6 protein-coding genes and 2 pseudogenes are annotated in these 12,612 nt (G+C 63.1%); 7 read left to right on the top strand and 1 reads right to left on the bottom strand.

What is annotated here, in order from left to right; all coding sequences use genetic code 11:
• Window positions 1–52: 52 nt before the first annotated feature.
• Together J3P97_RS08635 and J3P97_RS08630 are read left to right on the top strand one after the other, a co-directional pair.
• A pseudogene (locus J3P97_RS08635) lies at window positions 53–259 on the top strand (DUF6124 family protein); the annotation flags it as partial.
• Window positions 260–813: 554 nt separating this feature from the next.
• A pseudogene (locus J3P97_RS08630) lies at window positions 814–1,020 on the top strand (DUF6124 family protein); the annotation flags it as partial.
• Between the two features lie 73 nt (window positions 1,021–1,093).
• On the opposite strand, the gene pvdP reads toward J3P97_RS08630, so the two are convergent.
• Window positions 1,094–2,710, bottom strand: coding sequence for a pyoverdine maturation tyrosinase PvdP (gene pvdP / locus J3P97_RS08625; RefSeq protein ID WP_434673921.1), 1,617 nt, complete (start codon window positions 2,708–2,710; stop codon window positions 1,094–1,096).
• Between the two features lie 330 nt (window positions 2,711–3,040).
• Here pvdP and pvdM point away from each other — a divergent pair, with 330 nt between their 5' ends.
• From pvdM to J3P97_RS08600, 5 genes are all read left to right on the top strand, one after another.
• Entirely contained in the window at window positions 3,041–4,411 is a 1,371-nt protein-coding gene (gene pvdM, locus J3P97_RS08620; protein WP_434673920.1) for a pyoverdine-tailoring dipeptidase-like protein PvdM, read from the top strand.
• Window positions 4,408–5,688, top strand: a complete 1,281-nt coding sequence (pvdN, locus tag J3P97_RS08615; protein ID WP_434673919.1) for a pyoverdine-tailoring periplasmic protein PvdN — start codon at window positions 4,408–4,410, stop codon at window positions 5,686–5,688. Before pvdM ends, pvdN begins: the two co-directional genes overlap by 4 nt.
• 20 nt (window positions 5,689–5,708) lie before the next feature.
• A complete protein-coding gene (locus J3P97_RS08610; protein ID WP_434673918.1) occupies window positions 5,709–6,584 on the top strand; it encodes a formylglycine-generating enzyme family protein in 876 nt (291 codons plus the stop codon).
• Between the two features lie 77 nt (window positions 6,585–6,661).
• A complete protein-coding gene (locus J3P97_RS08605; RefSeq protein WP_434673917.1) occupies window positions 6,662–8,320 on the top strand; it encodes a cyclic peptide export ABC transporter in 1,659 nt (552 codons plus the stop codon).
• Between the two features lie 37 nt (window positions 8,321–8,357).
• Window positions 8,358–12,485, top strand: a complete 4,128-nt coding sequence (locus J3P97_RS08600) for an amino acid adenylation domain-containing protein (RefSeq protein WP_434673916.1) — start codon at window positions 8,358–8,360, stop codon at window positions 12,483–12,485.
• Window positions 12,486–12,612: the final 127 nt, after the last annotated feature.

Below are 12,612 nucleotides of genomic sequence, written 5' to 3'. Positions count from 1 at the left end.
GAGCTGCACAATGTTCAAAGCTACCCCTAATCCCCCTGAAGAATCCCCCAGCCCCTTATTCACCGTTACACCAGACGCCGACATGGAATGCCTGCTGGCCAATCTCAGCGAAACCCTCGCCTCGGCGAATGCGATGGCCAGCGACCTTGCCTTCGCCCTGGAAGGCTCGCGACGGCATTTCGCGTTGGGGATCCAGCAGATGATCGAACTCGGTGAGCTCCTGGCAAACCGCGCCCTGGACATCGCCGCACAGCGCTAGCATCTCAAGCCAAGTGAAACCCGTGGCGAGGGAGCTTGCTCTCGCTCGGTTGCGCAGCGACCGCAAAATTCTGGGGCTGCTGCGCCCGAAGCGTCGGACCGGCCCAGCGGGAGCAAGCTCCCTCGCCACGGGGGATTCGTCTCCTCCAAATTGTGTTCGGCTTCGGTTCTGTTTATCCGGCCATGTGAGACGTCCGAGTGAGGCTACGTTGCCTTGCGTCATTGCCTACAACTACGCCAGAATCCGCCGACTTGTGCGCTTGGCTCGTGGCTTTTACTGTTTCCGGGTCGCTGATTTCAGTGATCGGGTTTGGTAGCCCGCGAGTCAACTAGGCGCAAGCGCCACCTTCTGCAGATGCTGTCTTGGCATCTGTTTCATGGTGGCCGTGCGCAGGGCGTCTTCGGGCGCGCCGGGTTCCTAGTGCTCCGGTCTACCAACCCGCGTACGGCCGCCCCCCAATCGTTTGGTAGCGATGGTGTCGGCTCCTGAAAATGCATACTAGGAGTTACATCATGTTCAAGCACACCCCCAATCCCCCCGAAGAATCCCCCAGCCCGTTATTCACCGTCGCACCAGACGCGGACATCGAATGCCTGCTCGCCAACCTCAGCGAAACCCTCGCCTCGGCGAACGCGATGGCCAGCGACCTTGCCTTCGCCCTGGAAGGCTCGCGACGGCATTTGGCGTTGGGGATCCAGCAGATGATCGAGCTCGGTGAGCTCCTGGCAAACCGCGCCCTGGACATTGCCGCGCCGCGCTAGCCACCTCAAGCCAAGTGAAACCCGTGGCGAGGGAGCTTGCTCCCTCGCCACAAGGTGTCGCGCAAAGGAAAAGTCAAACCGGCTTGGACTTCAGATTACGCGCGTACCACGGCCGTTGCGGCACGCGGCGCAACAGTCTGGAGAGCTTATCGTCATCGCTGCCGAAGGTAATGCGCAGCGCCAGTTTCATGGTTTCCGGGTCCATTTCCACCGAGCGGCCGACCTGCAGCCCCGGCGTGGTGCTGCAACCATGGGTGTCCGGGCCCAGCCAGGGGTCGGCGATTTCCACCCAGCGGCCCGGGGCGAACCAGGGCACGCCGTTGACTTGCAGCCGGCTGACTTCGCCCGGATGGAAACGCTCGTGGGCGCGGAACCAGTCTTCGAGGCGATCGTCGATCCAGCCGTGGAAGGCCCAGAACACCGGGCTCACGTGAGACGAAAACGGATCGCCCAGAAAATCGTTCTCCGGTTCGAACCAGCGCTGGGCGAAGTCCGCCTGATCACGGGCGAACGGCACCGGATGGCCGTTGGACGGATCACGCGGCACCGAGGCCCAGCGCATGTGCAGCCAGTCGTGCAGGCCCAGTTCCACCTCGGAACCGAACTGGCCCAAGGTCAGCTTCGACAGGTAGCGTGGATCGCGATAGCGCGACTCCCAGACCTGGAAATTGCTGTGGTAGGTCTCGGCGGTCTTGATGTCGCTGACCCATTGAGCGTACTGCTCGTCGCCACGGGCCAGCCAGGTCGGCGGCAGCGCCGTGCCGTCGACGTTATCGAAATACCGGGCAAAGCCCAGGCGATCACGTTCCAGCTCCGGTTGCGGCAAGGGGAAACGCGGCCACGACGGTAACGGCTGGAACGAACGCGCCGTGCCGAGCATGTGCCGATGCATGAAAAAGAAATCCACCCCCGAGCCGTTGCGATCCTTGCGCGGCCCACGGGCGTCACGCTCGTTGTCTCGCGGCCCGGGCTGCCAGCCAAGGCCGCGCAGGGCGTTGCGCTTGTCTTCGTCGAGGGTGTGCCATTTGTCCCGCGAGGCGTGCCAGAGCTGGTGAAACAGGCGGTGCTCGGGCGACACCAGCCAGGCCAGGAGCTTCGGGCTCAGCGGTATGCGCTCCCTGGCTTCGGGAAAGCGCTGCTTGACGGCGATGAACTGGCTGTCGAGTTCCGGCTGTGCCAGCGGGCGGTCCAGGCGCAACACCCGACCACTGAGGGTGGCGGTGCCAGCATTGCCGAAACCGGCCCAGACTTCGTCCAGGGTCATGATGAACTCGTAGTCCGGCGCGTCATGTTCGCTGCCGATCAGTCGCCAACTCAACTGCTTCGGGTCGCTGCCGGCCAGGTCGCCCAAGACCCGATAACGCGGTTCGCCCCCGGCACGCAGGCGTTCGGCGGTGTCCAGGCAGCCCACCAGGCCACGGCCCTTGTGGGCGATGTCGAGAAACACTTGCAGGCCGTCGCCGGGCAAACCGTCGAGACCGGCATCGCGACCGGTGAAACGGATCGTCCAGATACCCCGCAGCGTGTTGGCCCGGCGCTGGCCCGCCACATCCGCCACATCGAACGACGCCTCGCCGGGAGTAATGGTGGGGTCCGGCCGGGTCAGTTCACGGTGCCCGTAATACACCGCAGGCACGGCGGCACCGGTCAGCGCCAGGCCTGCCATGAACCATCGTCGAGAAATCGTCATTGCCTTACCTGTGTTCGCCCTCGCACGGGCTTTATCCAAGCTAGGACGATGGCTGGGCGGACAAATTTATAGCGAGCTGCGAGGGCCTCATCGCGAGCAAGCTCGCTCCCACAATGGGTCTGGGTACATTCGCAGAAGATAGGTTGGTTTCACGGCCGCCTTCGCGAGCAGGCTCGCTCCCACAGGTGGATTGCATTTCAATGTGGGAGCGAGCTTGCTCGCGAAGAGGCCCTCGAGGGCGCCTAAATTTCCCCGCTGACCACTCGTTCCCCCCAGATAGCAAAGGCCCCCGCGCCTGTCCTTCCAAGGCGAACCAGACTGAGATCGGCAATGACCACACCACGTTCGAAAAAGGCTCTTTTCACCGGCGTATCCCTGGCCCTGGCGCTGGTCGTTGGTGGTGGGCTCGCGGCCTGGGACCATTGGTGGCGGGACAATCCCGGCTACCCGGTCAAGGTGATGAAAGAAGCCCGGGAGCTGCACGAGCGCCTGTTGTCCTTCGACAGTCACATCACCGTGCCGCTGGATTTTGGCACCGCCGGCAATGAAGCGGACAAGGACGGCAACGGCCAATTCGACCTGGTGAAAGCCAATCGCGGTCACCTCTCCGGCGCAGCGCTGACCATATTCGGCTGGCCCGAACTGTGGAACGGCCCCAACGCGCCGCACAAGCCCACCGCCGGCTTCGTCGAGGAAGCGCGCAACCAGCAGGAAGTGCGCTACAAGATCATCACCGGCATGGTCCGGGATTTCCCCAACCAGGTCGCCATCGCCTACACCCCGGATGATTTTCGCCGCCTGCACGGCGAAGGCAAGTTCGCGATTTTCATCAGCATGCTCAATGCCTATCCCCTCGGCCACGACCTGAGCCTGCTGGACCTATGGACGGCGCGGGGCATGCGCATGTTCGGCTTCAGCTACATCGGCAACAACGACTGGGCCGATTCTTCGCGACCGCTGCCGTTCTTCAACGATTCGCCCGACGCCCTTGGCGGCCTCTCGGACATTGGCAAGCAAGCGGTGAAACGCCTGAATGACCTGGGCGTGATCATTGACGTATCGCAAATGTCGACCCTGGCCCTGGAGCAAGTCGCACAACTGAGCCGCACCCCATTGGTGGCTTCTCACTCGGCGCCACGGGCCATGGTGGACATCCCGCGCAACCTCAGCGACAAGGAAATGCAGCTGATCAAGGCCAGCGGCGGCGTGGTGCAGATTGTCGGTTTCCCCCAGTACCTGCGGCCGCTGACGCAAAAGACCCAGGACAAACTCAACGACCTGCGCGAGCGCTTCGACCTGCCGCCGCTGCCCAACCTGGCGATGGCGCTGATGCCCGGCGATCCGATCATCGCCGCGTGGCCGGAACAGCGATTCGGCGAATACGCCGGCCAGCTCTACGCCATTCTCGAAGAGGAACCCAAGGCCAGCCTCAAGGACCTGGGCGATGCCATCGACTATGCCGTGCGCAAGATCGGTATCGACCACGTCGGCATCAGCTCGGACTTCAACGAAGGCGGCGGCGTTAAAGGCTGGGAAGACGTCGGCGACATCCGCAACGTGACCGCCGAACTGCTGACGCGCGGCTACTCCGAAGCCGACATCGCCAAGCTTTGGGGCGGCAACTTCCTGCGCGTCTGGGACCAGGTGCAGAAAGCCGCCCAGCCAGCGATTGCCGCGACGCAGAAGGCGGCCCAGCGATGAACGAACGCCGTACCTTTCTCAAGCAAGCCGGGATCCTGACGGCCGGCCTGCCGTTTGCCGCCAGCCTGCCGTCCATCGCCGCTGCAGATCCATTGTCGCCGCTGCCCCGGGACAAATGGGCGCAACTGCGCTCGTTGTTCAACCAAGACCCGGACTACCTGCATTTCTCCAATTTCCTCATCACCACTCACCCGCGTCCGGTGCGCGAGGCCATCGAACGCCACCGCGCCGCCCTCGATAAAAACCCGGGGTTGTTGATGGACTGGGACCTGGGCGTCACCGAAGAGCGCGAGGAAAACGTGCGGACCTGGGCCGGGCGCTACCTGCAAGCGACACCGAAACAGATCGCCCTGACCGGCAGCACCACCGAAGGCCTGGCGATGATTTATGGCGGCGTCCATGTACGGCCCGAACAGGAAATCCTCACCACCGCCCATGAACACTATGCCACCCACACCATCCTCGACTTGCGCAAGCAACGGGACGGCACCCGGGTGCGCAAGATCAAGCTGTTCGAAAACGCCCGCGACGCCAGCGAGGCGCAAATCCTCGCGGCCATCGACCGCAACATCCGCCCCGAGACCCGCGTACTGGGCATGACCTGGGTGCACTCGGGCAGCGGCGTGAAGCTGCCGATCGGCAAGATCGGCGCCCTGGTGGACAAGCACAACCAGGGCCGCGGCGATGAGCAGCGGATCGTGTATGTGGTGGACGGCGTGCACGGTTTTGGTGTCGAAGACCTGAATTTCCCGCAGATGAATTGCGACTTCTTCATCGCCGGCACCCACAAATGGATGTTCGGCCCCCGGGGCACCGGCGTGGTGTGCAGCCGCAGCGAAGAAGTCAGGTACGTCACGCCGATCATCCCGACCTTCTCCGAGGCGACGGCGTTTTCCACCACCATGACCCCGGGCGGTTACCACGCCTTCGAGCATCGCTGGGCGGCGGACGAGGCCTTCAAGCTGCATCTGCAACTGGGCAAGGCCGAGGTGCAGGCGCGCATTCACGCGCTGAACAGCTACCTGAAGAAACAACTGCTGGCGCTGCCGCAGATCGAGCTGGTCACGCCGCCGAGCCCGGAGCTGTCGGCCGGCTTCACCTTCTTCCGGGTCAAGAATCGCAAAAGCGATGAGATCGCTGCCTACCTGATGCAAAACCGCGTCATCGCCGACGCCGTGCACCGCGATGCCGGGCCGGTGATCCGCACCGCGCCGGGGCTGCTCAACACCGAAGTGGAAATCGACCGCTTCATGGCGCTGTTGAGCAAAACACTCTGATGACTGATCGAGAGCAATCGATGAACCGATTTTTATTGAAGACGCTTCCGGCATTGGCCCTCACCGCCCTGCTGCCCTCCAATGCCCAGGCCTCGCAACCGGGCCAGGTATTTCGCGACTGCAAGGACTGCCCGGAAATGGTCGTGCTGCCCACCGGCACCTTCCAGATGGGCACGCCGGACAACGAGATCGGCCGCGAGCCCGACGAAGGCCCGATGCACCCGGTGACGTTCGACAAGCCGGTGGCAATCAGCCGCTTCCAGGTGCTCAAAGGCGAGTGGTTCGCCTACCTGCGCGACAGCGGCTACGTGATGCCTGACGGCGACAAGCGCCCCGGCCGCGCGTGCCAGGCCGGCATCCCGGATTACCAGGGCAGCGATCCGCGCAAGCAATACACCGACCGGCACCCGGCGGTATGCATGGATTTCGCCGAGGCCAGCGCCTACGTGGCGTGGCTGTCGAAAAAAACCGGCAAGCCGTATCGGTTGGTCAGCGAGTCCCTGCGCGAATACGCAGCGCGCGGCGGCAGCGATGGCCCGTTTCCCTTCCCGTTCGATGAAGGCAAGGACTACAGCATCGCCCAGCACGCCAATACCTACGGCGCCGCCGATGGCTACAACTTCACCGCGCCGGCCGGCAGCTTCGCGCCCAATGCCTTCGGCGTATACGACATGCACGGCAACGTCTACGAATGGACCGCCGATTGCTTCAACGAAAACTACCTCAATGCTCCAGGCGACGGCAGCGCCGCACTGACGGGCAACTGCAAAGTGCGGCGCATCCGTGGCAACGACTGGGGCGAAGCACCGGTGTTCTCCCGTTCGGGCAACCGCAACGCGGTGTTCTCCGATGCCCGCGGCGATTGGCTGGGGTTCCGGGTCGCCCGGGAGATGTAAACCGTGATCAGCCGCCTCGCGCCACTTGGCCCGTGCCTTGAACCATTGCCCTCACCGGCCCAGAAAGGGGAACTCCCATGATCTCGAACTCCCGCGGCGCCCTGCGTGAAGTGCTCAGCCTGCTGAAGCCGTTCCGGCTCATCGTCGTGGTATCGATCCTGCTCGGCATGCTCGGTGGCCTGAGCATCACCGCCCTGCTGGCGACCATCAACGACGCGCTGAACGCCGATGCCGGGCCCTCGCCACACATGCTCGGGACCTTCGCCGGGCTTTGCGCGGCGGCGCTGCTGACCTCGATCCTGTCGGACATCGGCACCAACCATGTCGGCCAGAACATCATCGCCAGCCTGCGCAAATCCCTTGGCCAAAAAGTACTGCTGGCACCGATCGAACAGATCGAGCGTTTTCGCAGTCATCGGCTCATCCCGATACTGACCCACGATGTCAACATGGTCAGCAACTTCGCTTTCTCCTTTGCGCCATTGGCCATCGCCTTCACCGTCACCCTCGGCTGCCTGGCCTACCTGGCCTACCTGTCATTGCCGATGTTTGCGCTGCTGCTGGTGGCATTGGTGATCGGCACGGTCATCCAGTACGTGGCGCGAGCCCGTGGCATTCGCGGTTTCGAAGCGGCCCGCGAGGCTGAAGACGCCCTGCAAAAGCATTACAGCGCGATCGCCGCCGGCGCCAAGGAATTGCGAATCCATCGGCCTCGTCGCCAACGCATGTTCAGCCAGCGCATCGAAGCCACCGCCGAGCAGATCTGCGATACCAACATCCGCTCGGTCAACACCTTCGTGGTCGCCAAGACTTTCGGCTCGATGCTGTTCTTTGTGGTCATCGGCCTGGTCCTGGCCCTGCAATCGCTGTGGCTGGGCATCGACAAGGCGGTACTCAGCGGTTTCGTGCTGGTGCTGTTGTATATGAAAGGGCCGCTGGAATACCTGGTGATGACCTTGCCGGTGATCAGCCGCGCCAACATTGCATTCAAACGCATTGCGGAGTTGGCCGAGCAGTTCTCCTCACCGGAGCCGCACCTGCTGCTCAACGATAAGAACGTGCCCAAGCCGACGATCCAGCAGCTTGAATTGCGTGACGTGCACTACGCCTTCCCGGCGGTCGACGGCAGCCAGGCCTTCGCCCTCGGCCCGGTCAACCTGTCCATCGCCCAGGGCGAGATCGTATTCATCGTCGGCGAGAACGGCGGCGGCAAGACCACGCTGATCAAATTGCTGCTGGGCCTCTATGCGCCCCAGGGCGGTGAAATTCTGCTCGATGGCAAGCCGGTGCTGGCTGCGCAGCGTGACGATTATCGCCAGTTGTTCACCACGATTTTTGCCGACTACTACCTGTTCGATGAACTGGTGCAAGGCGACCAGCAAGTGCCGGGGACCGCCAATCGTTACCTGGAGCGCCTGGAGATTGCCCACAAGGTCAACATTCGCGACGGTGTCTTCAGCACCACTGATCTCTCCACCGGCCAGCGCAAGCGCCTGGCCCTGCTCAACGCCTGGCTGGAAGAACGCCCGGTGCTGGTCTTCGACGAATGGGCCGCCGACCAGGACCCGGTGTTCCGGCGGATCTTCTACACCGAGCTGCTGCCGGAGCTGAAGGCCCTGGGCAAGACCATCATCGTCATTTCCCACGACGACCGTTACTTCGACATCGCCGATCAGCTGGTGCGGATGCAGGCCGGTCAGGTCGTCACTGAAAAGGTCCCGGCAGCCTTCGCCTGAGCCTGCCCGACGCAATGCTGTCTACCGCGAGAACACCATGAACGAATTGCTAGATGATGATCTGCTGGCGCTGCTGCTCGATGACGCCGCCGACGATCTGCACGCGCGGTCCAACCGCAGCCGGCTGGACCGCGCGCCCTTGTCTTTCGCCCAGCAACGCTTGTGGCTGGAACAACAGCGCGACCCGACCCGGTCGGCCTACAACCTGCCACGTGCCCTGCGCCTGACGGGCGAGCTGAATGCCGCTGCCCTGGAGCAAGCGCTGAATCGGGTCATCGACCGGCACGACATCCTCCGCACCGCGTTCCTCGAAATCGACGGCGCCGCCACCCAGGTGGTTGAGCGCAACGCCTGCCTGGTCCTGCATCGCGAAGACCTTGCCGGGCTCGAACAGCCGACGCTTTCGCAGCGCATCGAGCAACACGCCCGGCAACCGTTCGATCTCACCCAGGCGCCGCTGATGCGGGCCACACTGCTCAGGCTGAGCCCTGCGGAACATGTGCTGTTGCTGAATATGCATCACATCGTGTCCGATGCCTGGTCCAACACGGTCCTCATGCAGGACATGACCCAGGCCTATGCCCAGGGCTTACTGGACGATCCGTCACCGCTGCCGCCGTTGCCCCTGCAATACGCCGACTACGCGACGTGGCAACGCGGCGAGTACTTGCAGAGCCTGGCCTGCCGGCGCGGCGGCGAATACTGGAGCGAGTACCTGGGCCACGACCTGCCCGCACTGGAACTGCCACAGGACTTTGCGCGCACCGCGAGCCAGACACACATGGCCGGCCGTGTGCAGGTGGCGCTGGCCCCGGCGATGGTCCAGGCGCTCGACACGTTCTGCCAACGCCAGGGGCTGACGCCGTTCGTGGTAGCGCTGGGTGCCTGGCAATTGCTGCTGGCCCGCTACAGCCGCCAGAACGACTTCACCGTCGGCGTTCCCAACGCCAACCGCAACAACCATGAAAGCCAGGACCTGGTAGGTTTTTTTGTCAGCAGCCAGGTGTATCGGGCGCGGATCGACTCGACCCGCAGCGCGCTGGATTTTCTCCGCGATCTGCGCGCGCAGTCCCTCGCCGCGCTGGAGCATGCCGATTACCCGCTGGAATTGATCCTCGATCAATTGGGCGCCAACCCGCTGTTTCAGGTCCTATTCAACTGGCGCACCGGATCACAGGCGGCGTCGCTGCCAAGTCCGGAGCAATTTATTCTGGAGTTTCTCGACACCGGCGAAAACCAGGCCAAGTTCGACGTGTCGCTGGATGTCGACTATTCACAACAGCAGACCGTGGCGACCTTCGAATACAGCCGTGACCTGTACCGCACACAAACCATCGAGCGCATGGCCGAGCATTGGCAGAACCTGCTGCGCGGCCTGATCGAAACGCCCGGCTGCGCCCTCGGCGAGCTACCATTGTTGAGCGCCGATGAACAGCGGCTGACCCTGAACGACTGGAACCGCCGGCCGACCCGGTTGCGCCAGGAAGAGTGCCTGCACCAGGTGATCGAAACCCACGCCGCCAACACCGCAGAGGCGATAGCCCTGACGTTCGAAGGGCAGCACATGAGCTATGCCGAGCTCAATCGACACGCCAACCAATTGGCCCATCGTTTGATCGAACAAGGCGTCGGGCCCGACGTACTGGTCGGCATCGCCGTCGAACGCACGCCACGGATGATCATCGGCCTGCTGGCGATTCTCAAGGCCGGCGGCGCCTACGTACCGCTGGACCCGGCCTACCCGGCCGATCGCCTGGCCTACATGATCGAGGACAGCGGCGTCAGGCAGATCCTGACCGAGGCCCACCTGCTTGATTCGCTGGCGCTGCCCGCCGGCGTCGACTGCCTGTTACTGGATCCGGTCGATGCCGTCAGTACCTACCCCGAACACAATCCGCACGTGCCGATGGATCCGGACAACCTGGCCTACGTGATCTACACCTCCGGCTCCACCGGCAAACCCAAAGGCGCACTGCTCGCGCACCACAACGTCAGCCGATTGTTCCAGGCCACCGACCATTGGTTCGGTTTCGGCCAGCAGGACGTGTGGTGCCTGTTTCACTCCTACGCCTTCGATTTTTCCGTGTGGGAGATCTTCGGTGCCCTGCTGCATGGCGGTCGACTGGTCATCGTGCCCCACGCCGTAAGCCGTTCGCCCGAGGATTTCTACACCCTCCTCTGCCAGGAAAAGGTCACGGTGCTCAACCAGACCCCATCGGCATTCAAGTCATTGCTGCAAGTGGCCTGCGACCCTCAACAGACGCTCGTCCACCGCTTGCGACAAGTGATTTTCGGCGGTGAAGCGATTGACGTGCAGAGCCTGCGCCCCTGGTTCGAACGTTTCGGCGACCAGACACCACAATTGATCAACATGTACGGCATCACCGAAACCACGGTGCATGTCACCTGGCGGCCGCTGTCGTTGCAGGATTTGCATGGCGAGGCCGCCAGCCCCATCGGCGAGCCCATCGTCGATCTGTCCTGGTATTTGCTCGATGCGCACCTGAACCCAGTGCCCAAGGGTTGCATCGGCGAGCTGTATGTCGGTCGCGCGGGCCTGGCCCGCGGTTACCACCAACGCGCCGACCTGACCGCCAGCCGTTTCATTCCAGACCCGTTCGACCCACTGCCGGGCGGACGCCTGTACCGCACCGGCGACCTGGCCCGCTACCTCTGCGACGGCAGCATCGAATACATCGGACGCCTCGATCATCAGGTCAAGATCCGCGGCTTCCGCATCGAGTTGGGCGAGATCCAGGCGCGCCTGCAAATGCTCTCGGCGGTCCGCGATTGCGTGGTGTTGGCCCATGAAGGCCCGGGCGGCCTGCAATTGATCGCCTACGTCATCCCGACGCAACCGGCCTCGGCCGAGTTGCGCGAAGGCCTGCTGACTGCGCTGAAAACGCAGATGCCGGACTACATGGTGCCCAGCCATCTGTTATTCATCGATCACTTGCCCCTCAATGCCAACGGCAAGCTCGATCGCAAGGCCTTGCCGGAACCGGACGCCGACCTCCGGCATTCGACCTACGTGGCGCCCCGCACACAGTTGGAACAGGCCCTGGTGCAACTCTGGCAACAGTCGCTGAAGGTCGAGCGCGTGGGTATCAGCGACAGTTTTTTTGAGCTGGGTGGGCATTCGATCCTGGCGATCGAGCTCATCGCCAACCTCAAGGCACGCCTGAACCACACGGTGCGCCTGCAAGAACTGCTGGCCAACCCGAGCATCGCCGAACTGGCCCGGTTCATTTCGCAAAAACACCGCGAGCAGACGCAGTGCCTCGTCGCCCTGAACAACGCGCCCGTCAGCGCACCGCAGCTGTTCTGCCTGCACCCCAGCGGGGGCATCGTCTTCTGCTACCAGCCACTGGCGCGCAAACTGCAAAATCGCGCACGCACCTTCGGCGTCATGCACCGCGGCTTCAGCGAACCCCATGCGGGCCCCGAGGCCTGGCACCAGATGATTGCCGACTACAGCCAGGAAATCGTCTCGGCTCAGCCAGAGGGTCCGTATTACCTGATGGGATGGTCCCTGGGCGGGGCGATTGCCCTGGACATCGCGGCAACCCTGGAAAGCCAGGGTCACACGGTGGGTTTCCTGGGGCTGGTGGACAGTACGATTCCCGAGCACCTGTATCCCGCGACGTTACCGCGTCATCGGGAACTGCTTGCGGAGGAAAAAACCGACCCGACCTCGCAGGATCTGCATGAGGCCATCGAGTATTTCGATCTGCTGTTCCCTGCTCTTACGGAACGCACCGCGGCCTTTCGACGGGAACACCCTGACAGCTCGGTCAAGGCCTTCCACGAGTGGGCAGCCGGCCAGATCGAGCCTGAGCGAGGCGACTTGCTGTCGGTCGTGCAGAGCGTCAAGGAAGAGGTCATGAATGCCCAGGCGTTTTCGGTGCATGACCGGTTGCTGGAGGCCTTTGAAGGGTTCACTTTCAAGCCGGTACGGGTACGTCCCAGCTGCTGGTGGACCGAGGCGGAGAAAACACCGCAAGAGCTGGCGTTTTGCGAGGCGTTGGTCAGGGAACATAGCTTGACTGGCGAGTTGCAGTGCTCGGTGCATTCTCCGTTGCGCCATCGGGGCATGATCTTTGATGAGGGGTTGCTTGATTCGTTGGTTGAGGTGTTACTGACGAGCGTGGCGCAAGGGATATAACTCGGCAGTGACGTGTCCAGCCCCACATGGGTTATGTGGTGTCGCTGGGTTTTATATTCACTAGAGATCCACCGTGGGAGCGAGCCTGCTCGCGAAGGCGGTGGCACAGTCGAAGAAGATGTCGAAT

Origin of the sequence: Pseudomonas sp. R1-15 (assembly GCF_051132085.1) — a bacterium.
In the GTDB taxonomy this organism is placed as follows: domain Bacteria; phylum Pseudomonadota; class Gammaproteobacteria; order Pseudomonadales; family Pseudomonadaceae; genus Aquipseudomonas.
The sequence above is the reverse complement of the archived record's forward strand: the minus strand, read 5'-3'. Positions and strand labels throughout refer to the sequence as shown.